General features: G+C 35.5%; 29 protein-coding genes. 4 read left to right on the top strand and 25 right to left on the bottom strand.

From position 1 onward, the window contains the following. Positions 1-36 precede the first annotated feature (36 nt). The 4 genes from OC529_RS03310 to OC529_RS03295 all read right to left on the bottom strand — a co-directional run bounded on the left by OC529_RS03310 (position 37) and on the right by OC529_RS03295 (position 9,507). A complete protein-coding gene (locus OC529_RS03310; RefSeq protein ID WP_254733761.1) occupies positions 37-1,887 on the bottom strand; it encodes an AAA family ATPase in 1,851 nt (616 codons plus the stop codon). A 2-nt stretch (positions 1,888-1,889) separates the two neighbouring features. Beyond that, positions 1,890-3,635 carry a type IA DNA topoisomerase gene (locus OC529_RS03305; protein ID WP_262081470.1) on the bottom strand — a complete coding sequence of 582 codons (1,746 nt, stop codon included), beginning with the start codon at positions 3,633-3,635 and terminating at the stop codon, positions 1,890-1,892. Between the two features lie 161 nt (positions 3,636-3,796). Beyond that, on the bottom strand, positions 3,797-9,235 hold the full coding sequence (locus OC529_RS03300) for a PBECR4 domain-containing protein (protein ID WP_262081469.1): 5,439 nt from the start codon (positions 9,233-9,235) through the stop codon (positions 3,797-3,799). A gap of 11 nt (positions 9,236-9,246) precedes the next feature. Then, complete coding sequence (locus OC529_RS03295) at positions 9,247-9,507, bottom strand: hypothetical protein (RefSeq protein WP_006155102.1); 261 nt, start codon at positions 9,505-9,507, stop codon at positions 9,247-9,249. 273 nt (positions 9,508-9,780) lie between these two features. Between OC529_RS03295 and OC529_RS03290 the strand changes: the two genes are divergently transcribed. The 4 genes from OC529_RS03290 to OC529_RS03275 are packed head-to-tail and all read left to right on the top strand — an operon-like array spanning position 9,781 to position 11,331. Beyond that, positions 9,781-10,074 carry a hypothetical protein gene (locus tag OC529_RS03290; protein WP_262081468.1) on the top strand — a complete coding sequence of 98 codons (294 nt, stop codon included), beginning with the start codon at positions 9,781-9,783 and terminating at the stop codon, positions 10,072-10,074. A gap of 40 nt (positions 10,075-10,114) precedes the next feature. Continuing rightward, positions 10,115-10,669 carry a hypothetical protein gene (locus OC529_RS03285; RefSeq protein ID WP_262081467.1) on the top strand — a complete coding sequence of 185 codons (555 nt, stop codon included), beginning with the start codon at positions 10,115-10,117 and terminating at the stop codon, positions 10,667-10,669. A gap of 18 nt (positions 10,670-10,687) precedes the next feature. Next, a complete protein-coding gene (locus OC529_RS03280) occupies positions 10,688-10,912 on the top strand; it encodes a hypothetical protein (protein WP_262081466.1) in 225 nt (74 codons plus the stop codon). After that, positions 10,912-11,331 (top strand): hypothetical protein, encoded by a 420-nt coding sequence (locus tag OC529_RS03275; RefSeq protein WP_262081465.1) that lies wholly within the window; start codon positions 10,912-10,914, stop codon positions 11,329-11,331. The genes OC529_RS03280 and OC529_RS03275 overlap by 1 nt, the downstream gene beginning before the upstream one ends. A 47-nt stretch (positions 11,332-11,378) precedes the next feature. On the opposite strand, the gene mobP2 is transcribed toward OC529_RS03275, so the two are convergent. The 21 genes from mobP2 to OC529_RS03170 all read right to left on the bottom strand — a co-directional run bounded on the left by mobP2 (position 11,379) and on the right by OC529_RS03170 (position 24,714). Next, complete coding sequence (gene mobP2, locus OC529_RS03270; RefSeq protein WP_262081464.1) at positions 11,379-13,748, bottom strand: MobP2 family relaxase; 2,370 nt, start codon at positions 13,746-13,748, stop codon at positions 11,379-11,381. A gap of 18 nt (positions 13,749-13,766) precedes the next feature. Next, complete coding sequence (locus OC529_RS03265) at positions 13,767-14,327, bottom strand: hypothetical protein (protein WP_262081463.1); 561 nt, start codon at positions 14,325-14,327, stop codon at positions 13,767-13,769. A gap of 10 nt (positions 14,328-14,337) precedes the next feature. Next, positions 14,338-14,787: a hypothetical protein gene (locus tag OC529_RS03260; RefSeq protein WP_262081462.1), complete on the bottom strand. Its 450-nt coding sequence runs from the start codon at positions 14,785-14,787 to the stop codon at positions 14,338-14,340. 10 nt (positions 14,788-14,797) lie between these two features. Beyond that, a complete protein-coding gene (locus OC529_RS03255; RefSeq protein WP_262081461.1) occupies positions 14,798-15,586 on the bottom strand; it encodes a DNA/RNA non-specific endonuclease in 789 nt (262 codons plus the stop codon). Positions 15,587-15,588: 2 nt separating this feature from the next. Further along, on the bottom strand, positions 15,589-15,936 hold the full coding sequence (locus OC529_RS03250) for a hypothetical protein (RefSeq protein WP_049493994.1): 348 nt from the start codon (positions 15,934-15,936) through the stop codon (positions 15,589-15,591). Beyond that, positions 15,929-16,264 carry a hypothetical protein gene (locus OC529_RS03245; RefSeq protein ID WP_084943751.1) on the bottom strand — a complete coding sequence of 112 codons (336 nt, stop codon included), beginning with the start codon at positions 16,262-16,264 and terminating at the stop codon, positions 15,929-15,931. Before OC529_RS03245 ends, OC529_RS03250 begins: the two co-directional genes overlap by 8 nt. A 404-nt stretch (positions 16,265-16,668) precedes the next feature. Beyond that, complete coding sequence (locus tag OC529_RS03240) at positions 16,669-16,956, bottom strand: hypothetical protein (RefSeq protein WP_049510605.1); 288 nt, start codon at positions 16,954-16,956, stop codon at positions 16,669-16,671. Positions 16,957-16,989: 33 nt separating this feature from the next. After that, the gene (locus OC529_RS03235; protein ID WP_049510606.1) at positions 16,990-17,346 is read right to left on the bottom strand and encodes a hypothetical protein; all 357 of its coding nucleotides are present in this window, start codon (positions 17,344-17,346) and stop codon (positions 16,990-16,992) included. Between the two features lie 120 nt (positions 17,347-17,466). Continuing rightward, positions 17,467-18,294: a hypothetical protein gene (locus OC529_RS03230; RefSeq protein ID WP_049510607.1), complete on the bottom strand. Its 828-nt coding sequence runs from the start codon at positions 18,292-18,294 to the stop codon at positions 17,467-17,469. A 208-nt stretch (positions 18,295-18,502) separates the two neighbouring features. Next, positions 18,503-18,706 (bottom strand): hypothetical protein, encoded by a 204-nt coding sequence (locus OC529_RS03225; protein WP_049510608.1) that lies wholly within the window; start codon positions 18,704-18,706, stop codon positions 18,503-18,505. A 16-nt stretch (positions 18,707-18,722) separates the two neighbouring features. Next, on the bottom strand, positions 18,723-19,733 hold the full coding sequence (locus OC529_RS03220) for a hypothetical protein (RefSeq protein WP_049510609.1): 1,011 nt from the start codon (positions 19,731-19,733) through the stop codon (positions 18,723-18,725). 1 nt (position 19,734) lies between these two features. Further along, positions 19,735-20,220, bottom strand: a complete 486-nt coding sequence (locus OC529_RS03215) for a hypothetical protein (protein ID WP_049510610.1) — start codon at positions 20,218-20,220, stop codon at positions 19,735-19,737. Next, complete coding sequence (locus tag OC529_RS03210) at positions 20,207-20,428, bottom strand: hypothetical protein (protein WP_049494004.1); 222 nt, start codon at positions 20,426-20,428, stop codon at positions 20,207-20,209. Before OC529_RS03210 ends, OC529_RS03215 begins: the two co-directional genes overlap by 14 nt. A 67-nt stretch (positions 20,429-20,495) precedes the next feature. Then, positions 20,496-20,942: a thioredoxin domain-containing protein gene (locus OC529_RS03205; protein WP_125457439.1), complete on the bottom strand. Its 447-nt coding sequence runs from the start codon at positions 20,940-20,942 to the stop codon at positions 20,496-20,498. Further along, entirely contained in the window at positions 20,939-21,361 is a 423-nt protein-coding gene (locus tag OC529_RS03200) for a hypothetical protein (RefSeq protein WP_049510612.1), read from the bottom strand. The genes OC529_RS03205 and OC529_RS03200 overlap by 4 nt, the downstream gene beginning before the upstream one ends. Before the next feature lie 15 nt (positions 21,362-21,376). After that, positions 21,377-21,580: a hypothetical protein gene (locus OC529_RS03195; protein WP_000878299.1), complete on the bottom strand. Its 204-nt coding sequence runs from the start codon at positions 21,578-21,580 to the stop codon at positions 21,377-21,379. Between the two features lie 8 nt (positions 21,581-21,588). Next, positions 21,589-21,750 carry a hypothetical protein gene (locus OC529_RS03190; RefSeq protein WP_185758518.1) on the bottom strand — a complete coding sequence of 54 codons (162 nt, stop codon included), beginning with the start codon at positions 21,748-21,750 and terminating at the stop codon, positions 21,589-21,591. A gap of 88 nt (positions 21,751-21,838) precedes the next feature. Then, positions 21,839-23,341, bottom strand: a complete 1,503-nt coding sequence (locus OC529_RS03185) for a primase C-terminal domain-containing protein (protein ID WP_262081459.1) — start codon at positions 23,339-23,341, stop codon at positions 21,839-21,841. A gap of 193 nt (positions 23,342-23,534) precedes the next feature. Continuing rightward, on the bottom strand, positions 23,535-23,954 hold the full coding sequence (locus OC529_RS03180; protein WP_262081458.1) for a hypothetical protein: 420 nt from the start codon (positions 23,952-23,954) through the stop codon (positions 23,535-23,537). A gap of 10 nt (positions 23,955-23,964) precedes the next feature. Then, a complete protein-coding gene (locus OC529_RS03175) occupies positions 23,965-24,207 on the bottom strand; it encodes a hypothetical protein (RefSeq protein ID WP_049510615.1) in 243 nt (80 codons plus the stop codon). 69 nt (positions 24,208-24,276) lie between these two features. Then, positions 24,277-24,714: a hypothetical protein gene (locus tag OC529_RS03170; RefSeq protein ID WP_049510616.1), complete on the bottom strand. Its 438-nt coding sequence runs from the start codon at positions 24,712-24,714 to the stop codon at positions 24,277-24,279. Positions 24,715-24,746 lie beyond the last annotated feature (32 nt).

Genomic DNA, 24,746 nt, shown 5'->3' with positions numbered 1-24,746 from the left:
TTTTTTAAAGGGACAATCATTTTTTTAAGGTGAGTTTTAAGAAAATAAAGCTTCACCAAATGACGTTTTTTCAGCTTCGACATCGAATAATATTTTTCTTTTGTCTTCACGGTGATACTCATCTGGTGCATCACCTTCTACCCAAAGATGAAAATGATACTCTTGGTTGGAATCAGATAAGTTCAGAAACTCTTTAGAAATTAAAGGAAGTACTTTATGCTTAATCACTCTTTCAAGTGGCCGTGCACCATCTTTTATATTTGTTCCTACATCCAATAAATAAGTAACCAAACTTTCTTCATAAGAAAGAGTCAACCTTTGATTCTTCATTCTTTCTTCGATTTCTGATAGATGTTTGACAATAATTTCCTTATTCACTTCCTCGTCTAACATGTTGAAAATCAATTTATATTCAATTCGATTGAGAAATTCTGGTCTGAACCTAGTTTCTAACTCCAACGTCATGCTCTTTTCAAATTGAACTTTATCCCTGTCGGTTAGCTTTTTAAAATTCCCTTTCAATTCGTACTGTTTAATAATTTTTTGAGAACCAATATTCGTAGTAATAATAACGATTGTATTCTTAAAACTCACTTGCCTTCCAGTTGAATCAGTCAAACGTCCTGCATCAAGCACCTGCAAAAATAAATCTACAACTTCTGAGTGTGCTTTCTCCACCTCGTCGATCAGAATAACGCTATAAGGTTTTTGTTTAACCTTCTCAGTCAATTGACCTTTCGTTCTAGTTTGTCGATCGCCAATCAGCTTTGTAATATCTCCTTTTTGCTTATACTCAGACATATCAAAACGAATGATTGCCTCCTCATCATCAAACATCCCCTCTGCCAATGCCAGGGCAAGCTCTGTTTTCCCAACTCCTGAAGTGCCTAGAAACATGAAGGAAGATAGGGGCTTTCTTTGATCCTGTAAACCAGCTTGTGCAACAGTTATAGCGTTCACAACAGCATCTACAGCCTCATCTTGGCCTTTAACACGTCGTGATAGCTTTTCTTTTAAACCATCTAGCCTTTCCTTATCACCTTTCAAAATCGTCGTGACAGGAATACCTGTTTTATTTTTCAGCACCTCTGCAATTTCTTGTTTCCCGACATGGGCTAATCCATTTGTAGAACAAATTGTCGCTGCTTCATCTATTAAGTCAAAGGCTTTATCAGGTAAAAATTGATCAGGTATGTAGCGGACGGATAGAAGTACAGCTTGTTTTACAGCATCAGAACTAATAGATACCTGGTGAAAGTTTTCATAAATGGTTTTTGCTTGTTCAAGAATTTCAATCGCTTGAATAGTTGTTGGTTCATCAACCATAATCGGTTGCATTCTTCGCTCTAGCGCTCGATCCGTTTCTACATATTCATGAAATTCATCTAAAGTAGTTGCGCCAATCAATTGTATCTCACCACGTGACAAAACTGGTTTAATAATATTTCCAGCATCCAAAGCGCCCTTATCTGAACCACCAGCACCAACAATCGTATGAATTTCATCAATAAAGAGAAGATTTTCTCCTTTGGTTTTTACCATCTCCTCAATAATTTTTTTAAACTTAACAATAAATCCTCCATCCTCATCTGACATTAAACTAGATAGTTCTAGAGAGCGCACGGTCAAGTTTTTTAATTTTGGAGACACTTGGTTTCTTAAAATGGCCAAAGCAAATCCTTCAACAATGGCTGTTTTTCCAACTCCAGCTTCTCCCACCAAAATAGGATTATTCTTAGTTCGCCTGAGAAGAGTGGTCTGAACAGCTTCTACTTCTTTATCACGGCCGTACACCTGATAATCTTCTGCTTTTTTTGAAACTTTTTCTGTCAAGTTATCTGTATAACGATCTAAATAGGGTGTTTTTTTCTTTTCTTCAGTAGTCACACTTAATCACCTCTTTCTTTTACTTCTTTGATTTGAAGAGTGAGCTTATCTTTTATCGCATCCACAAATTCTCGTGGATTAATTGTCCCTTCTCCTATCTGAGATAGAAACATTTCCCAGCCTCCTGTTGTCTCTGGATCAGAAAACTCATTGTCATAGAGATAATTGATAAGTAGATAGGCTTTGTTGGTAGGCGTTAGTTGACCTGTTTTTTTATCTTTAACAACATAACCCTTACTTTGAATTTTTTTAATGATTTCTCCTCTAGTGGCTTGTGTTCCCAAGCCATATTTAGGAAATATTTGGCCAATCAATTGGCTTTCAGTTAGTCTTTTAGGTGGTTTTGTTTCACCCCCTAAAATATGAACCTGCGTATCAATTTTATCTCCCACTTGATAATCAGGAACTTCAACAGGACCTCGTACCTTTCGTGAACTCCATTCAGCCCATCCCAACTTATGAAGCGTTCTACCCTTTGTTTTAAAAACAAAACCATTATTTTCTACTTCAATTGTTTTGGTTGAATAATAACAATCATCCGCAAACATTAATATTGCCTGCTTCACAACTGCTTCATAAATTAGTCGTTGGTCAGTTTTTAAATTTGAAAGGTTTGGAATTCTTTCAGTCGGAATCAAGGCTGAGTGGCTCGTGCCAGAAACTTTTTCATCATTAACATAATTTTCTCTAGGCTCCAAAAACGCTGGCTGAAAATGACAATTAATAGCCCTTTGATAGGCAGATAGATTTTCTTTTAAATTATCAAATTCAAAACGACTGATGTATTCTGAGTCTGGTCGTGGATAGGAGAGAAAACCTTTCAAATACAGTCCCTCAACAATGCTCTCTGTTTTACTTGAGTCAAATTTCCAGGCGCTTGCTGCAAAACTTTGTAATGCAGACAAGGTAAATAATTGTGGAGCTGATTTCTGATGATTTTCTACCTCAACTGAAGAAATAACAGAGGTGGTTGATAATCCCCTTGAAGAGGCTAAAATAACCTCGCTATCTTTAGTTTTATCTTTGGTCGTAAAGAACACCCCATTTTTCTTATCCTCCAGCTGAAGCTTCCAATATTTTTCTGGAGTAAAGTTGCGGATCTCTAAATCATTCTCACAAACTAGTCTGACCGCTGGTGTTTGAACTCGGCCAACCGATAGATGGCTACCTTTTGTTCGAGGGAGTTGTCCTCTTGCTTGAAGATCAATCGTAGCAAGAGGTGATAAGTTCATACCTACCAACCAATCACTTTGTGCACGTGCTTCAGCTTCCAAATAGTAATTATAGGTTTCTGAAGGTTCCTTCAATTCCTGAAAAGCTTTTTGAAGAGCTTTCTTTGTCATGGAGCTTGCCCAAAGCCGTTTCCAAATTTTATCCTTGCCTCCTGGTATGTGCGATAAAATAGAGTACGCAATCCGCTCCCCTTCTCTATCAGCATCCGTCCCAATAATCACTTGATCCGCTGCTACCACTTCATCATAGATTCTCTTAAATTTTTCTCTCGAATCCTTGTCCTCTTTCAGATGTTGCTTAAATGAAACATTTGTAAGAGGTAATTTATCAAGCGACCAATTGTCTGGTTCACTATATTCAAATAGGTGCCCTTCAGCAGCCACCACATGTACTTCAGCTGGAAAATAGGGTGAATGCCTAATGACATAGACACCTTTCTTTTTACTAAATTGTCCCAAAGCTGTAGCGTAAGCTTCTGCCTGTTTCTCTTTTTCAGCCAGAATAACTATAACCATATCATTCTCCTTCTACTTCATTTTCTGTCATTGTAAGCTATAATTAAAAAATCTTTTGTAAAGGGACATCAACAAAGAATAGAGTGAGTTGGTATCAAAAAACAGCACATAAAGTTATATAACTTTATGCACAAAAAAGAGGCTCTTAAAGAGCGCTCTTTCTAAACTTTAAGCCCCTTCTTTGGGCTTTGGATAAAATTTTGGTTTTGTACCACCTGTCTGTTTAACTGGTAAGGCTTTGTATGTTGTTCAACACTTTTTACAATCTTAGATACTGTTCCATGAATACGTTTCATCGATTGCGCTAGTTGTTGATCGTCAAGAGAGGTCAAATTATCAGTCCAAATTGCCATATAGCGAATGGCTTTCTCAGAGGTATCTAACCCAAAATGTTTAGAAACGAGATAACTTGTCATCTCAGCTTCAAGTTCTCTACGATCTTTTGAGACATCTTCTTTATAAGAGTTAGCAAATTTAGGGTTATGTAGACTAGCATGCGCCAACTCATGAATTGTGGTTGCAATGACTTCTCCAGGAGTATTATCTGGATTCAAAAGTATTTTTTGTTCATCTGGATAAAAAGATCCCTTCGCACTCCTCAACTCTTTTGCATCGTCTTGATAGATTGTTACTCCAATATTCTTAGCATAATCTGAAAGCCCCTCTAGCACCTCTTTCGTACGAATATGATCCATATTAAAGTCATAGTGACGATTTGGCATCGCTTTTGGATAAAATTCAGGCTTCAAGGTTGTTTGAGACAACTCAAACACTTTATACGTAGCGAATTTAGCTAAGCCTGTATTTGAATCTCTTTCCTGGAAGAAGCGAGATTTCAATTTTCCTTCCTTCTTTAAAGCTTTTTCTTCAGGTGTCGCTTCAGAAAGTCTTTTATATTTTGGATTTCCTTTTCCATTTTTTACCTGGTTCCCATTTTCATCCAATACAGGAATCATTTCAACCATCATAGGTCTAAACAAGGTAATATGTGATTTTTCTCCTGTCTTAACCGAAAGATTGTTATGAACAACTTCTCTTGTTCGACCTGTTTTTTTATTAGTATAGGTATTTCTGGTTTCAAATACCTGATCTGAAGTAATCCCAAGAACTTCCCCCATCGATTGCCATTGATTATAGGTTGCGACTGCATTCGCTCCTGGCCACTGTTCGTGAATCAACGCTACATTTCTAGGTGAGAGTTCTGGAAACTTACTCATAAAATTCAGATACTCTTCTAACCGTTCTGGTGTTTCTGTGTACTCTCTCACTTTTTGAAAAGCAACCTCACTCAATTCATGAGGCGTTAAACTAGCATAATCAATACTACTTGAGTTTACTTCAGGAGTCTCCAAATCCGAAATAGGTTCCTCTTTCAGAATCTCCTCTACACGCTGAAGCAAATTAGTTTTAGTTTCTTGCTTAGAAGATTGAAAAGCTACTGTTTCTCTTGTATCAGGAGTTTGACCTTCTTCTTCTCCTGTCAATCGAGCCGATTCATTTGCTTCCTGGGAAATTTCCTTATTCACCTCTCTATTTTCCAGCTGAGAAAGAATTTCTTCATCCATCGATGCTAGTTCAGATTGACCGTTGAGTCGACGATATCCTAATCCTAGCATTTGTGAAATTGGTGTAGTCTCATCTCCAATATCATATCGAATTCCCTCTTTGATCACTTCACCACCTGGAGCATAGACATCAAACTTAATTTTGGTAGGAGGGATATAGCCTTCAGTATTGCCTGCTGTTACTTGTTTCATTCCTTCTTGATGAATTGGATAAAAGTCCTGATTGGCCTTATATAGCTCCCTAGCGAAATCTTGATAAGATATCAGCTCTGTCTCTTTAAATGGCAATATAGGGCCTTCTGGGCGTTCCTCAGACCATTGAAGGCGTACATGGTAGTTTTCCTTATAGATATGATCTTGTATCCATTCTTTATAAAAATCTGAATTTGTATCTAGGAGATGATCTTTCCCAGCGGCTGCAATAATCTGATCAAATTTATCATTGTATTTCTTAGCATAATCAAGATATTGATCCCAGGCTTGATGAAATTTTTCTGGAGTTTTTGAGATGTCATTTGGAACACCTAAATTATAGACAGTATCCAAAACTTGAGTAAAAGTTACTGAATCAAGTGAATTTTTATCTATAGTATTTACTGAAGTTGTTTGTTCAGATTCTTTAGGAACCTCTTCATACTGCTTATTTCTCAAGACGGATAGCATTTCTGCACCTTTGTCTTTAACATATTCCTCATTGATTGAAAGTTGCTCAATGTGTCCATCTCTTTCTCTATAAACACCGAGAATGATCTTTTCATCCAACGATTTAACATTAGTTGCAAGCTCTCCCTTGAGTTTCATAAGAGAGGCTGGAATTTTTTCATCTCCGATATCTTTAAAAAGTAGTAAGAAATCTTCATCTTTTGCTTTAATAGCTTCACTCATATTAAGATTGTGAAGCTTTTCAACACTGCTCAAATCATCTAAAACAAAAGAATGTGGATCTAAAATATCACGCAACATAGGAAGAACCTGCAATTTATCCTTAATTGCATTACTAATCAACATACCGTCATAATGCCCCTGACCATTTGCAATATCATCTAGGAAATTTGCCGCTCCCTTTCCCTCTTCAAAAGGTCTAATCCCTGAAAGATGGATAAAGTTATCCTTTTGAAAAGTCACCTGAAGCACATTCTCCTCTCCATGATCCGCATAAACAAAGCTGATCTTACTGTCAGCCATTTCACTTAAATACCAGGACGCTGTACTTTGAATGGAGGGCGCATATTGGTTCAAACGTCTTAAATCGGCAGGTGTAATTGGGTGATAATTCCCCACTCGCCGTTGCACTTTATCATAATTTGTGCTAAAATGAAGGTACGGATAGGATGATGTCGGGTGACTGGTAACAGTTTGCTCAAAGGTGCTTGTTTCAAGTACAGGTGTGGGACTGCCTTCAGCTTCGAGCTGTAAAGACCCCGTGCCACCACTGGTCCTATCAATCAAGCGCTCCTGACTTTGTTCAGGGGCTTTTTCTATGTACTCCAGTATTTGTGCATCTAAACGATCAATTTCTTTTCTAATAGACGTCGCACTATCCGCAAAATAAGCATCCCTTTCCAATCTAGTACGTTTTGCGAATAACTTGTCTAAATCAGTCGTTATAAATCGTGACATTTCTTTTTCAAATTGCCATGCCTGTAGTTCATGGTTAATGCCTAAATCTTCCCGAATTTTTTCTGCTAATTCATCTTCCCATTTTCCATGTAATTCCCAAACTAGCTCTAATGGATTATTAAAAGATTTTTCATTTTCTACCGATACAGCTGATAAATCAACTAATGACTGTTGATTCTGGGTTCTCAAGGCATCATTCCAGTCTGTCTTTTCCTGACTTTGTTCAGGGGCTTTTTCTATGTACTCCAGTATTTGTGCATCTAAACGATCAATTTCTTTTCTGATAGACGTCGCACTATCCGCAAAATAAGCATCCCTTTCCAATCTAGTACGTTTTGCGAATAACTTGTCTAAATCAGTCGTTATAAATCGTGACATTTCTTTTTCAAATTGCCATGCCTGCAGTTCATGGTTAATGCCTAAATCTTCCCGAATTTTTTCTGCTAATTCCTCTTCCCATTTTCTATGTAATTCCCAAACTAGCTCTATAGATTCTTGATTATCTGGAGTTTGTTTTTCTTCAACCGTCTTATCTATACTAGTCGGATCAATGACGACTGTTTTTTTATTTTCTATCGAAAATGTGAGATTGTCCCAATTTTTTTCTAACCACCCTGCTTCGTCTTGATTTTTTTCAATAGGCTCTGGTTGTGGTGAGATTGATTTTTCCTGATTCGAGGGCGTTAATCCTACATTTTCTTGCCTTTGTTTGGCAAGTAATTCATCCACCTTCAGTCTTTCCTCATCTGTTTTCGGATGATACTTGATTTGTGAAGATAATTGAAACTCTCCTTCTTCAGTCAACTCCAGGGCAACTCTTCGTAACCCTTTTACAAAATACGTATTTGGTTGTTTTTGCCACTGGTTCACTAGCCCCTCATCAATTAAGGCCTGTGCTGCTGGTTGAATGCTCGTTTTACCCATTTGTTCAGATATAGCCTCAAGTCTAGTCAACTCTTTTTGATAGCGTTTGAGAGTAGCTTTGGTAAAGAACGACTCTCCACGCTTAGCTTTTTCTAACTCTTCACGGATTCTAGGTATATTTTGAACACTCATCTCCAGACCACTTCCCTGACGATTCAACCCCATTTCTTTCAAATGTTGTTGGTGCTCCAGGCGCTCTACTCGCTCTTCCTGTTGCCTAATCTCATCCATCTTTGAGAAGACTTGACCTTCTATTTGTTCTTGCTTACGCATAAAGCTAGCACCGCCTCGCTTATCATTCACGGGTTGCCCATTTGTTAGTGCTTGGTGGGAATAAGCTCTTGAAATAGCCTCGTCTTGTTCACCCCTTAGTCTTTCCAATTTTCGACGTGCCTGGGCAAGACGACTGTTATCAGGCTTTTCTTCCTGTTGATTCTTTAGAACATCATTCCAGTCCGTTTTATCTTGTCCTGGTTTTAGTTCTGGTAGATCTGAATTGATGACAGCTCCTTTTGCCTCCAATTCTTGAATGAATGCTCTACCTGCTTTATCATTATCTAAAGCTAGAGTAATCAAATCCGCATTTTTCCCATCTTCAAAAAAGTGATGATCAATAGCTACTTGAAGTCCGTCCGCTAATTGTTCAGGTGTCCATCTTAGTGGTTTTCCTGAAATTTCAGCTTGAATTTGAGATAGATGACGGCCAATAGTCGATTCCTTCAAACCATCCATAGAAACTAATCTGACGTCCTGCAAGCTATCCTTATGCAATTCATAGTAGGACATTAAATCTATTGGGCTCTCAGTGAAAATCAATCGTTTTGAACTACCAATATCAACATGAATACCTGTCATAGGATCGGAGTTTTTCATAATCACTTTAGCATATCCATGTTTTGGCCACTTCTCCCAATTCTCCTGTATTCCTTGTAAAGAGGCTCCAACAACTTCACCTGAAGAAGAAAGGGACTTGAAGACAATAACTGGCTCAATCGCATTTGTTGTAACTCCATCATTGCCTTCCGCAAAGTAGTCAAGTTTGGCGTTAGCTTGGGCTAAAACACCCTGTTCCAAAAAATAATCAATCGTTTCGTCTGATAGTCCACGTTGATTCCGTAGATAATCTCTTCCAGCTGAAAACGGCTGCTCGTATTTCTCAAGATAGTATTTAAAATCTTCTTGAGGCCTTTCAACCATTTGAAACTCTCTAAAGTTTCCATCATTTAAAAAATCTACAGATTGGTTAAAACTTACTTCCTTTATCGTCTCAACCAAAGAAATCGCATCTCCACCTGTATTTCTAGAGAACCATTTCCATAAATTTTTATCAGGTGAAATAACTAGGCTATCATGTTCTTTCCATCGATAGTCTCGTCCGGAGCGAACCAGCTCCATCTGAAGCTCATTTGCAACATCCAAAATATCTCTAGAACGTGCAAATTCAACACGTTCTCTACGAGTTTTCCCACGTCTTGATTCTTGTTCTGTCATATAAAATCTCCTTAAAATCCTTCATACTGTGGTTTATACGGCTCTTTCTCTGCTTGTAGAAACGTTTCTGGATCTAAGTGAACCAATTCCCCTACTGAAAAAGATTCAAATAGCTCAGAATTTTCCTTAAAATCTAGAACCATTTCTAAATCAGAATTTCTTCCTTGGCCCTCAAAATGCACTTGCTTGTTATCAGCATTCATTGCCGTAATTAACCATTCGGCTGAGAAATCAAAGTCTTCAACTGCGACATCTGGAAATAATAACTTCATTTTTCTTCTCCTTTCTCTTTTTATCCTTCTATTCTATGTAATAATCGAAAAATCACAGTTAAAGGGACAATATAATTTCAAAAATGAGGCATATCTATAAGCAAACAATTTAAACAAAAGAGGGTTCGACTTGAACAAATTTTCAGTTTGAAACTAGTTTCAGAAATAAAAAAAGCAATTATTTCTATAAAAATACTTGACGAACGTAAAGTATTATGATATACTATAACCAAGATAAAGAAAGGGAGAACAAAGTTCTCACGGTAAAACAAAATGATGCGTTATTATATCGAAGAAGCAGATAAACCGCTTTTAGAATTAAAAGTTATAGGGACAGAAGGGAAGGAATGGCCTGAAGGTTTCAGAGAACCGACACTTCTGGAAAAATATGAGTTAGTAGAGAACTCATATTTTTGGGATGACTTTGAAAGCAGTTTTTACGAGGGCATCCTCGAAGAACTAGACATCGAATTTGACTTCACTGATGAAGATGCGAATTGGGATGCCACATGGGATGAAGTCACTAAAGCTATCGAAGATTTAAAGAAAGCACAAGAAAGCAAATAAAAAAGAAAGAGAGAGCAAAAAACTCTCATGGTAAAACAAAATGAAAAAACTTTATGTAGAAATCAACGAAGCAAAAACAGGAGCTATTCTAGTCGAAAATAAGTACTATGAATCGGTGGATACTTACGAAATGGCTTACAGCATTATTTCTAATCAACTGATAGCTGATGGAAAAAATGTTCTATATTATGAAGATATGTATCTTGAACAAAATTTCAATGAACAGTACAAAGAAGCTGAAGAAAAGGACACTCTGGAGAAATTTTTCGATAAAATGTTTAACGGTATTCTCAAAGAAGAGGATTACAAAAAACTCCTTGAAATGCTAGATAACATTCCAGATGAATTTGACCCAGAGGAAGAACTTGCAAACTGTATTGCAAATAAAAATCGTAAATCTGATTTTTATGGTGATGGATTGAGAGATATTGCTGAATACCTTGAGAGCATTTCTCACGAAGATGCACTCGCAGTAGTTACTTATTACTATTTCTATTTCGGTTTTGGTTATGAAGATCAACTTATCTCAGATATCAAGTCTGATAAGGAAGATGAAACAAAATTTGAATACGTTGAACGTGCAGCAGTAATTTAATTCACAAGGAGAAAGAAAATGAAAATAACAGCAAATGAAATCGAAAAAACACACAAAAGTATTAGGTTAGTTCAACAAAAGAACGAAAGCTGGAAAGAATTTAAGGCACGTATTCAATCGGTCATTGATAAGCAAGGCGACAACTACTTAACCCAAACTCAACCAGTTCGAGAAATCAAAAATAAAGGTACTAGAAATTTTCGCAGAATCTACGTGAATATCCTGCTTAAAGAGGTGATTTAATGAGAATTAACACATCACAAGTTGAGGCGGTCTTAATGAATAAGGCTGTCTCAGCCTATCGTTTAGCAAAAGAAATAGGCATACAAGAGAGTTCTATCTCTCTCTTGAGAAATGGTAAAAAAGACTTTAACAAGCTAAGTCTTGAAGTAGCCATGAGAGTCCAGTCTTGGATAGACGCAGGCAATTACCGTTTCAGTTACGATTATAGCGAACTGATAGAAGAACTAGAGGCAGACATAGAGGAAGGATCGGCAGACAAATATCTCTATATTGTGAGAGGAGACTATATTGAATTGCTAGAAAAATGCCCTATCATTGACTACTACTATACTGCTGAGGAGATTGAGCAGGGAGATCTCGCAGAAAAAGTCTTGACTACTTCGGCTTTGGCAGAAATGAAAGCAGATAATGAATTGTAAAAAACCGTGATTTTTCACGGTTTTTATTTAGCTCCAAACACCTCCATTTATATACTGTGTCCCTTCTCCTCAAGTTCTTGCCTCTCATCGCTTCTCTCACGTTCCATGAGGGCTTTTTTATTTGCACGTTGAGCCCTTTGAAGAGAATTGGTCAGATTTCTCATAAAATCTGTATTGATGATTGCTTTACCTTGGGATTGTTGGATATTTTTTCTTTGTAGGACCTTTCTTTCTTGCATTTTCTGTGAAACAGCTTGAGCTAACTGACTTTTCTGATTACTTTCCTCCTCTGGCAACAATTTCTGATAGAGTGATTTGAGCTCAGAAAATCCTTTCGCATTCTCCTGTTTTAATTTTTGAATAGTAGTTTGATCAGTCGTTTGTGAAATTTCCTTGTTTCGACTATAAATCTGATGTTTCAACTGAAAAATAGAGATATGTGTCTGTAACTCTTCTACGTAGCTATCTTTCGTAACAGGATAGCCCTTTAGAATGGTCAAAACTCCTTCATCTTGAAGAGGTTGAATTGTAGCCAATTCCTCCTTTAAACGTTTAATAGGAGCTTGAATTGTTAATGAATCGGCTTTCTCTACTGAAAATGAAACACTATCTTCAAACTGGTTAGCAAGAGATTGTCTCAGAGATTGGTCTGCTTCACCCAGTTTATAATTTGGAGTCAGTTGCAATTCAGTCAGCTTCAGTCTTTGTTGAATTTCTTTCTTTTTCAATTCAACAAATGGCTTATCCGATTCAAGTGGTTGGATTTGATCAAAAAGAGTTTTACGAACTAATAAACTACTTTGTTTTTCTTCCAATAAACTCAATTTTAAAGCATAGCGGAATGTTCCTAACTCCTGGCGTTCTTTTAAAGTACGATCAGATTTATTCTTGGCTGCATCCACAAGAGCTCTCAATTCATCTGAAGAAAATAAGGATAAATCCTTTAGTGTTAGCTGTTTTGCTAGTAAATTCTCTTTCATCTGGCTGACATCATAAACTAGGTCACTAACAAAGTCAGGAACCCCTATCCCTCTCCCCTGCTTATCATAAGCAGAGTAGGTTGGTTTCACAATTTTAAGGGGTTTTGCTCCATCTCTCAACTCATAACCCAATCTTTTCCACGCTTGCAACGATTTGACAACACTTGCGTTAGGATCCTGAGCTAAAATTAATTTTTGATTGTTTTCTGAGAAATTGGTCAAATTTTTTTCCAGACGAACGTCAGCTATTTCAGGAGCATTCTCACGAAATAGGTGCAAAATTTTATTTGCTAGTCGTTCTCTCAACTCCTTCTCTCGATTCACTATTAATTGCTGCAGATGATAGCCTGCAGCTTCCTGTTGTGTTTTCTCAAAACGACCATCAACTTTCCGAATCTTTTCGTAGGTTGATTTTTTTTCAGCTGAATAAGCTCCTCTATAGGTTTCTAGGAAGTCCTTCGTTTCTTTCAGAAATTCTTGATAGAGCTCTTTCCCATCATTTTCTAAATAGGAGTCCAGATAGCGGTCAAGGAAGAATTTACTGACTGCAAAATCTCTTGCATTTGATCCATAGCGCCATTTTTTATCCATAGGCAAATGATTATAAGCCTGCTCCAAAAAATTTTTTTCAGCTGAAGAACGCACCATCTGATCTCTAAATACAGAATTGATCAACTCACTTCTGATATTGGCCAAAATTTGTTCTCTTCTAACAATCATTCCTCTAGTCTGTTCATTTAACAGGCCATGAAAAACATCACTTTTAAAACGCTCAATGGTTTTTTGGGAGAAGTTACCTCTGTACTCCATTCGTCCCCGAGGTCGATAGAAAATTTTTTCTCTTGCAGACTCGACTTCTGATAAACCAAAATGCACATGAATATTATCCGTGTTCAGGTGAATGTTAGCCCACCAAAATGATGAGTCGGATAATCCTTCTTTTTCAATCAACCTTGGCAGTGCTTCACGTATGACCGACTTAATAGCTTGCTGATCGACTTTCCCAGTTTCCAGATCATATAATCCCTCTTTGGCCAAAAAATCATTATCAAAAGAGATAACACCCTGCCATAGAAGAGAGCCATTTTGATAAGCCTGTTCTAACTTACTTTTCAATTCAGTTACTTTGCTACGCTGCAAGTAATTGGCTTCTTTTGTAAAAATAGCTGTCATCTCTTCATTTTGATTTTCAGTAGCATAAGAGCGATTCATATAATTGATGTATTCCTGGAAATTAAGTTTTGTTTCTGGAACCTCAGCTTGGATTTTTTGTAGTTCATCTTCAGTTAGAGATTCAATATTTTGTCTGTGTGTTTCTAAATTTAATTCATTATCAACCTCAACAGCTTCGTCTCTATTGGTGTAGTCTACAAAGCCACTATTTGCTTCAGTGTATTGCAGCATGAAAGTAATACTTGGACTAGAAGATACGTTCATTATTTTCCTCTCTTTGAATTAAAATAATCCATTTTTCCTTAAAAGAGCGTAGTCTTTTAATAACGGTTGTAATTCTTCAGGTTCAACTTGAAAATCATTAATCCACCGTCCTGATTGAGAAATATGTAATTCTTTTTGCTCTTCAACAAATTGCATGGGTATCAATAAAATATTTGGTTTTTCTAACTCTGAACCACTTTCTCGTTCTAAAAAGGCGACAATAAAATCTTGATTCCCTTTTGTCCTAAATTGCCAGTGATGAGAGTTCCCGTTTTTCCTTTTATGCAATGAGCTGTATTTTACATCAATCGTTAGACCATCTAGCCAAAAATCATATACTGGATTATTTTTCTTGAAATACTTATTCGCATCCGTTGCATCTGGAACATACTTTTGAAAAAGCTCTTCGGCCATTCCCCCGAGCTTAGCTGTCCTAGAACCATACTGAATTTTATCTTGAATTTTAAGGCAGCCACTCTTTATTAATTTCAAATGAGCTATATGAGTAGGCAGCCCTGACTGTTTCACCGCTTCATGAAAATCTCCTGTTTCTAAATAGATTTCAACAATATCTACCATTTACTGTACCTCAATGAGAATGTTTGATAGTTTGACCACGTGCAATATCTTCTTGAATGACATCGTTGATTCTTGCCATCAATTCATGCTGTGTAGGATCCAATCGTGAATGAATAGATTCCAAATCTTGAACATCAAAATCATCTTTCGTAATAGCATGAAAGTTGGTTAGCGTTAGATAGAGAATTTGATCAAGTTGACGATGAATTGCCTTGTTATCATTTCCAGAATCAAAGGCATCCCCCAAATTTTTTTCCAGCTGAGTCAATCGCTCATAGAAATTTTTTCCTTCTCCTAATTCAATAAAAAGTTTATAAAAAACTTCAATCAAAGTGACAAGCGTTGCTGAATTATTTCGATACTGTTTCTGCAAAGCAGACGATTCTTTCAAGTAGGATTTTATTTCCTTAAATTTTTCATGTGTTTCTTCGCTAAAATATAAGCTAAGTCTTGGATTCATTTTTCCCTCCTCAATTTTTCTGAGATGATCCTGTCAAATAATTGATTTTATATCCTGGTTGAATATTAAAGATATATACATCAAATGAAATCTCATCATCTTCAATACTCTGTGCTTCCATACGAACTCCTCTAGTAACTAATTCCACATTTCTAAATATAGGAGTTACTCGATAGCGAACATGGTGGTTCGTATTTTTTATGTAGTTAGCAATTTTATTTTCATAGTAAACCATTGATGATTGTTCATCTTCAAAATTTGCATTTAAAGCACGTGTACCTGTAAATAAATTTTTAGCATTCGCATTCTCTCCACTTAATTGAAAACCGATTAAGTGAGAACGATTATATAAATAATCTTCTTTCCCGTTGAAAATTATTTTTTTATTTTTCCATCCTGTTGGTGTGATAGACGAAATAGATTCTCTATCTTCAGTTGGCATCAAATCTTTTCCCAACATCGCTTCAGCAATTCCTACACGATTTAAAAAATCTAGATCAGAATATTTTTCCCAGCTGCCATTTTCTAAACTCAATTCGCTCTTTGTAAATTGTGATTTTTCATTGACGACAATCACCTGATTTTTTCCATCATACTCCTTCGATTTCAAATCATCATTTTTCAGAGTAGAATTCAAATTTGAGTCGGAATTTTTTTCTTCAGCTGAATCGGCTATGTTCAATTGATTCGGGATATCATTTTGTGTTAAGCCAGATTTGATAGCATTAAAATTGTTAGGTTGTACGATAAAGATTGCAAGAAAAATGAGAATGATGAACAGAGATTTATTCTTCTTCATTTTTAAACACCACCTGACCGTCGTTCAGCTTCAAGTGCAGATACAACATCCATAAAATGTAACCAATTTGTAGTTAGATCATTTACAATATCTTGTTTAACATTTAAAGCTGAAAGAGAAATTTCATTCTTCAACATCAATTCTAAAATCTGACTTTGTTGTTCTTTGATGACAGATAATGTTTCCGCAAATTGGTTATTGTACAAATTCAATCCGTCATTCATTACGATATTTTGAACTTGCGATAACATAAACTCATTAAAGCTTGGATAGTTATATTTTTTGGAAATATCTCGAAGTTGTTCAAACATATCATCAGGTATATTTCTGATTTTGATTTCTTTAGTCATCACTTTCCACCTCTCCTTCATACTCTAACCAACGTGAAATATGATCGCCATAACGATTCATTTTTTCTTCAAATTCAGATAGTATCCTGGTCTGTTTTTTCATTTGTTTCAGAACATGGTCAGAAGCTAATTTCATATTTTCCAAATGAGCAACATACAAATCTTGAGCACGATTAAATTTTCCGTACTCAATTTTTTCACGACAGATTGAGAGCAGAAAATCATTAAATGACTTAGCTTTATTTTTTTCTGCGAGTGCTTTTAGATAATTAATTTCATCATCAGTAAGCCCTCTAATCTCAATTCGATTTTGTTTTATATTTGCCATTATTTCAAATTTTCCTTTCTAAAAAACAGCGCCCTTCTTTTTTCTTTTGTCGAAGCAAAAGCAAAAAGAAGCAAAAAAGAAAACTTCAACCTCGCAACATCACGAACCGACACGGTTCTATTTTTGCGGTTTTTCAACACACTAACACACACAGAGGGACTAAGGTCCTTTTTAGGTGTGTTGTGTTAGAAAAGAGCATAAGGGAAACTGTCCCCACGAAGCGTGTGGAGTTGATAGTATCAACGTTTCCGGTACCGGTAATTTTCTCGGTTTCACCTACTTACACACACATGCTATACTTACCTTTACACACTTTATAGGTGTTATACTTACACTGTTTTTCTTATTTACATACTTTTACTTACACTGTTTTTGACTTCATTTAGAAGTTCAAAACTCAAAAATTAAGACTGATTTTCAGCTGGAAAGCTTCCTTCTTCACGATTTTTCTTCGCTGCTAAACGTTGTTCTTTTTCATCTTCTTTGATGAGGTTTAATTCCATTTTTAACTCTTCAAAAATTGATTCATACGACTGATTTTTATTTTTCTTCAGTTGAATTTGAACATAAATTTTACCAATTTGTTTTTGAAGATTCTCTTCTGCTTCTTTACGTTCCTGTTCCAAAAGGGCAACTCTTTTCTTTGCCTCTTCTAGTTGATTATCAATTTTTTTTAAATCATTTTTAGCCATGATTACTTCTCCTTTTTTCTAATTTCGTATTTCTTAATTCCTTAATTTATTTCCTGCAAAGCTGGTAATTTTTTCTTTTATAATTTGGAAGTTGCTCCACAAATCGCCATCTAATTTCTTCAAGTCAATCACATAAACTTCATGATCATTTTTCTTGATGGTTAGTGTGAAAGAACGTTCATCAATTTTAATTTCCTTTAGAACGAGGTACATTGAAGAAAACATTTCTCCTTTATACCCTGGATTACTATGATAGGTTATTCCATATTCATCAATATCCAGCACAACCCATTTCTGTTTTCTAATCAAACCTTTTGTACTTGTGAATACAGCACGATGCTTTCTAACTGGCTGATTTTCCTTTGGTGCTAATTTAAGTTGTTCTTTCATTTTTCTGCCTTTCTTTTTTTGATTGATTCTATTATAAGAGATAACTGAAAAAAATTTTTTAAAGGGACAATCATAAAAAATAAATCCCCTTAATTCAAAAATTAAGGAGATTTTTGACTACTATTTGTTGGTAAACACGAACTCGGCTTTCATAGAAAATGCATCCTTTTTACTTACATCAAATTGAATCAGCCAGAAAGAAAAATCATGTTTTTTCCCAAACGGGAAGACATAAAATACTGGATGATACAATTCTTCAATATCTACAAATTCTCTTTCAAGAGGAGCTTCAGAACCATTCCATGCTTTTCTATAATAGGAAATACCTGTCCGTTTTTCTCTATTCAAAAAACTTAATTCTACAATATCTTGATAATCCTTTTTCACTGCTCGCTGATTAATCGTAATCATTCGTTGGTTTGCATCACCTTCATCAGCATCTATAAAAAGATTGATTTTAGGAGGTAACTTATCTTTTAATTTTCGGATTCCAAGGTAGTCCTTATTTAAGATATTTTTGAACAGATAACGCTGAAAAAGTTTTGCTTGAAACCACTTCATGAAATAATAAATACCGATACTAAAGATTAGGGCTAAAAGCCAGAACGATGATTCGTTTTCTTGTATTGGTTTTTCTAATGCAGCTGTAAAAATGATGGCAAGTACAATATTTCTTATAAACATCTTTATAATCTGCATTTCAGCCCCTAAACGTAACTTCGTAAAAGGCGCACATAAAATAATCAAACACATCATTGATCCAAAAATCTTTGGATCAACCTCAAGTATTACGGAAACTTCTTTTATAAGAACAGCGCCTGTAACCATTACAAAAAATAAATATTGCCATTTAAAGGCTTGTCTAATAAGCCAATTCACTCCACAAATTGCAGATAATTTATATCCCAATTTATCAGTTTCTTTTACCATTTTAATTAAATTTTTCATTTTATTTTACCTCACTTTAATTCATTTCTACAGTTTCAATAGAGTTTGAAAATTCAAATGTTCCATCTTTAACAGTTTCTTTTTTCTTGTCCAAAGACTCCAATTTAGCCTTCAGCTTTTCAATATTCTTTCTCCTTTTTCTAATTTCGTATTTCTTAATCCCTTAATTTATTTCCTGCAAAGCTGGTAATTTTTTTCTTACTCATAGCTAAACACCCACAAATAAATCAAAAAAACTCCATTTTGTTATAAGCATAGTAAGAAGTAGTATAACTAAAAGCGAAGCAAACACTAAACCTACACAAAATGCAGACTCTTCTTCTGAACTAATAACTTCAGTTTTTAAAACTTTCTGCGCCAACAAACTACCAACAGCTTTTTTCTCCACATTTTTCTTTTTCTTTGATTTCATTTTATTTCTCTTTCCTTTAATTCATTTCTACAGTTTCAATAGGGTTTGAAAATTCAAATGTTCCATCTTTAACAGCTTCTTTTTTCTTGTCCAAAGACTCCAATTTAGCCTTCAACTTTTCAATGTTTTTATAGGCTGTTTCGATGGTTCTGTTCTTCGTTTCGATGTTTGTATCCAGCGTAGCAATATTCTTTTGATTGGCTTCGAGATCATCACCTGTTAGATATTTCGCTTCTGCTTGAAGACTCGCTTTTCGTGAGTTATCATCTTCAATAGATTCCTTCAATTGAGAAATTGATGTTGTCAATTTTTGAGACTGTTCATTCTGGAAATTGATTTCTTTTTCGATTTCCTGAAGAGTAAATTCTTCTCTGGAGACAACTTCAATAGCTTTGATTTCAAGTTGAGGATTTTGAGGAGTTACAAAGAATTGTACAGTGTCCTCTTCTCCAGATTTCTTCTGAGAAACCTTTTTAGAATCACTGGATGGCGATGAAATATTCACATCAATTGAGCTAGAAGAGACTGTCTGATTCGTCACATCGATCGCAAATGCACCAAAATTTTTCGGAACTCCTTTAATAATAACTGATACTTTATTATCAATGATTGGTACAACATCCATCTCTATTTTTGAGTCTTTATGTTGCGCATAGAGTTTCCATTTCAATCGTTTGGCATCGATGCCCCGATCTATCGAAGTCGTAGCATCTTTTGTCTCAAATTGTAAAACGATAATTCCAGTATCTGGTGAATATTCCTGACTGACCAGTTTCATCTCACCGCTGCCATTCGCAAAAACCTGCTTTGTTTTGAGTTGTTCTGAAGTATAGGTTTGTCTTTGTGGTGAGAAAATCGCTCCCATTAAAAGACTTAACCAGGTCACAAACAACATTGAAAAAATGACCAGTTTTCTCTTAATAATATTCTCTTGAAACCAAACTTTAGTCTTAATAAATGGCTGCAAAATTGGGCTGGATTTTATCTTTTCAATCCAGCGTTTAGAAATTTCAATTAAAGTAGACATTTTATTTCTCCTTCCTGATTTTTCCATAATACTGATTTGTTAAAGAGGTTATATCCGTCTTTTTTTCAGTACGCCACGTTCCATATAACGATAAAGAAAGAACTATAATAGCTACACAAATAGTTACGAATATATCTCTCATCAACTCGACATTACCCAAATAAAAAGATTCAAAGACTGTCATAAAAGAAACGTCTTTCACTCCAACTAATTGAAAAAAATTTGAATTCATATGAACTAAATTTACTGCTACATATGCAATAAAGCCCAAAAAGAGATTGATTGGCACTAAAGCTAGCAAAATAAAAACAGATATTCCTCCTAAAATTGCAAAAACTCGATACCTCACATTTGTTGCAAACAACATATCAAAAGTTGACACACAACCGAACTCTTTTGGTTCATTCGATAATGTATAATTTTTTATACCTCTCAAATGTTTGTTAGCTCTTTTCTGCTTCAAACTAGATGATTTAGTTCTTCTCATGCTTCTTATATCCTTTCCAAATAAATGAAACCTTACTTTTTGGCCAAACACTTTTTAGTAACATTAAGAACGCTAATGGCAGCCTTTTCGTTTTGATTTCATTTCCAAAGTTATCACATATAGTTATCCTGAAGAGCGGTACGAACCAGATCGCAATCAAGACAGTTCCAACCACGCCATGCGCAATAGCATTTAAAAATTGATACATACTACCTCCTTAAACATATTTCAATCTTTGAAAAGCTGTCTCGGCCCACTTACTCAGCTTTATTCTTTTAGTCATTTAGGGCCTCCTGGATTGCTTTCTCATCTGCTACAATCTTTTCCTCTGAATCCCTCGAAGCATATAGATATTTCTTTATTTTTCCCTTACGAATTTTGATGATAGTTGCAGCTTTTTCAACCTGGTATTTTTCTACCAACTTTTGACCTTCTTCTGTCTGAATGTCAATGTAAAATGTAGGATAAGAACCTTTATTGGCTGCATCTACAACTACACTTTTTCCAACCTGACAGTAAGGACAATCTTTTCTATAAAATACTAGATTTACATTTTGATCAAGTACAGTATTCTGGTATTCTTTCTGAGTAAGATGAGGATCATAATCTAAGATAAAATGATCTTTATACATCCTATATCCTCCTAAAACTGCGAGACTTACAAATAAAATAACGAGAATAGCCCCTAAAGCTAACTTGATGTATCTAAAAAGCTCTCTCATCCTATTTCCTCCTCATCCATAAAATCAAATATGGATCCTTGAACATAATCAATCTTGGCCAATTCTTTTATTTCTGATTTCAAGTTAGTGAACGTTGTCATCACTTCTTGAAAAAGCAAAGGATCAAATTCCTCGGAATCCAATACACGGACAAGTGGTAACATTGGATAATGATCTCTCAATTCCTCCTGCAGATAATCTGAAATCATTTTATCATTCGAGATAACACTATCTACTCTAATAATCGCTGGAATACTAGAAATACTCTCCTCATTTTGATAAAAAGTTAAAGCTACATCTCCTGCAGAAACAGACTCAAATTTTAAGTTATCCGATGAAAGTTTAAAATAATAAGCCAATGGTTCCTGACCAACCCCTGTTAGGTAGTATCCTCTAATAATTTTGAATAACTCTGACATCGACTTTCCTCCTTCCTAACAAACTTTTAGAAGTCTAAACGGAGCTTGATACACATCTGGATAGTGAATCAATCTCTTTTTTCTCTGTTCAGGAAGTGGTTTACGATAATGTTTTTGAAGATACTGAAAAGCTAGTCCCAAAGTATCAAAAACTAAAACTTTATTCTCCCCATTACAAATATAGTCACCTAATTCAAAACTGAAAATTACGTACTTCATTCTTCTTCTCACTTTCTATTTTGGCCAATCATTGCCAGCTGATCTGTCTCTAACTCATCATCATATCCGTTTTCAAAACGAACTTGTTGACGAATCCCTATAAGTGAGAGAATTAATAAAACTCCTCCAATAAATATAAGGCTAAATAATCCAACTATAACTAAAATCATATCATTCCTCCATAGGTTATTTTATGTACATGTATATCCTCGTAATAATCGTAGATATAAATGTAAGGCAGTTGACGGGTTTTTTTGATTATCCAATATCAAGTTCAAATAGAGATAGTTGTTGTGTTTGTTTAAAGCCATCTTTAACCCTTTCTATCACTCTCTGAGTAAACTCTATACTTTCTTCAAAGAAAGCAGCAATATTGGCCATATAAGCCTCCTGACGTTCTTTCTTCACCTTGATAAGGGAAAGGAAGATTGCTTTGATAGAGGCTAATCTGATGCCTCCTCCACGGCCGTGTTTGACTGTGAAGAAGATCTTTTGTTCTGTTTTGAGAACCTTCAATACTTTGTCTAATGAACGCTCAGGAATATTCAACTTCTCTCGTATCTCTTTTTTTGTCGTCTGGATAAATGGATCCTCAGATTGATAGAAGCCTTCTAAATAGGCCATTACGTCTGTTTTCCATTCATGAAGATGACTATTCTTTCTGTCAGCACGTTTCTTCTTAAACTTGTACCAACGTTGCTTCACAAAGAGATCTGAAGCCTTGAGTTCCTGATTGACCCATGCTTTACATAAAGTCATTACATAGTCACGACTAGCAGCTTCATATTTTCCTGAGTAGGCGCTTGTAATAATCTTATGATATTCAGCTGAAGAGAGTGGTTCGTCTAGATTTGCATTAAAACTAGAAAGAACCTCCTCACATTCTTCCTGATCGATTCCTGAAGAGAAGTTGGCTAAAGCTAGCGTGAAAAGAACATTATTTCTTCCCATCAAGGCTTTTCCACCTTTGATATTCCCCTCTCTCATCAGCAATTGATACCAAGGTTCATCAATCTGTTTCACCCCTTCAGAACCTGAAATAACCGTCAAATTGGGCTTTTTACTTGGGAAGGGAAAATCTGATTGCTTCATCGACCAATCTAACCACTCCTGGAACGAATAGGTATAATCAGCATCAAAGAATTCTACATTATCAGTTCGAGGAATCCGAGCAATCCCAAAATGGTTACAAGTCAAGTCTACTGGTAAAGTTTGAGCAAAGTAATTTCTCAAATTTTGAGAAATCGCTTTGGCCACCTTTACCACTCGAAATTGAGAATGAGCTGTAACATAGGCTGATTCTGAGAGAACAAAATAGGCTTGAAATCCTTTATCAGATTTTAGAATCAACGTCGGCATAAAACCTAGCTCCAGGGAAGCAGTTAAAATATCTCCTGTTGTCATTTCTTCAGCTGCAGAGGTAATATCGAAGTCAATGTAGAATGTGTTAATCTGTCTAAGATTATCCTCAGAGTGGCCACGTGTAATCCGTCGACCAGCATCACTATAGCTTCCGTAGCAATATACGTTAGGAGTCCAGTGTGTAAATTGATCCTGGTTCTCCAGCAATGATTCGACAGAGGTTAAAACAACACCACGTGCCTTCACCATATTCGCTTTTGAACGATAAGCAAATACAGAGCCTCGTCTTCCTTCTTCAGCTGAAGAGATGAGCTGTAGATGGCTATTCTTAAATTTTTGTGTTCTTAATCCGTCTTTTGTAATGATGGATAAGCATTTTAGTAAATCAATCTTTTTCATATTTAATTTCTCATTATTTAAACAATGATAGTGGAGATAGCAATAATCTAAAAAGAAAATAAATCAATAAATTTTTGACAAAAATCAATTATGAGATTTAATAATTTCAAAAGTAGTTCAGCATTGAAAATATATAGAAGAGCAACGACCAGTATCATTGCTAACAAGATCATTAAACTATACCTTAAAAAATTTACGGATTCTTTTTTACTGTCTGGTAAATTTGCAACCCTTTTTCTTTCTTATCCTGTAATTCTTTGCCAAATAATTCATAAGAGTACCTTGCCATTATCCAAAGAGATAAAGCCCCACTTCCCAACACTGAGATAATGAGTAAAACGACTGTATCGATGACTATGACAAGTAAAAATCCCAATAACATGAACTGCATTATTTTATTCTCAATTAATCCAGAACTTATTAACGACATTGAAATCCAGTTGCCGAGATATATTAGAAGATAAGAATAAGAAAAAGGGACAGCTATAAGCGAGATAAAGCAAAGAACTATATTACCCAGCACTTTCCGCAAACTCTTAGAATAAAGAATGTTTTCCCTTATGGATTTCAATCTATCCTTTGCTATGAAAAAATAATAATACAATACTGTCATACTATGCCTCCTATTTTAGCTCAAATGAATTTATAAGATACGGTAACAAATCAGCAGACGATAGGTATATCATTCCCCCTCCTACAATAATTAAAAAGATACTCACCATCCATTCCCAAGTAGTTAGATTTGGAAAGAAATCTTTCTTACCACTCCAGCTAAGTGTGATGTCTGTATTTTTAGCTATGATAAATACTCCATTGAACGAAATGCACACTCCTACAACAAACAATACAATAAAACCAAAAATCATATAATTTCCTCCTTGCTTATTTCTAGGCTTTTAAAATAAATAAACTAACAAATAAAATGGTGATAGAAACTATCTACCGTAGTGAAGTTCACCTTCACTGTCCTCGTATTCGAGCCAGTGGTCCATAACATCCGGACCTTCTTGTAACTCACGTCCAGTAGGAGAACACCACTCCTCATTTCCATTAGATGTTTCAAACACCTTTTGAAAAACACCATTTCGGTCAACGTCCACAAAGCGTGGATATGTAACAGTAATTTCAGGCGGTTTTGGGAAACTCATCCAATAAATAACATTACTACAAGTATTTTCAAAACCAATGCCATCGTTAAAATCAACCCAGATATCTGTATACACTTCTTCGCTTTCACTTGTGTAAACAAGAACCTCTTCGTCTAATTCAGGGGTTTTCCCGTCCCACATGAATTCAACTTCATCTCCGTATTCCTTTTTTTCTTCGCTAGTAAGGGGTCTTTGTGTAATTTTTTTCCAGTCTGTATTTTTCATATTTCTTTCCTCTTATGTTCTTCCTCATTTAT

Source organism: Streptococcus sp. Marseille-Q5855 (assembly GCF_946901985.1).
Lineage (GTDB): Bacteria > Bacillota > Bacilli > Lactobacillales > Streptococcaceae > Streptococcus.
This window is presented reverse-complemented; position numbering and strand designations above follow the sequence as displayed.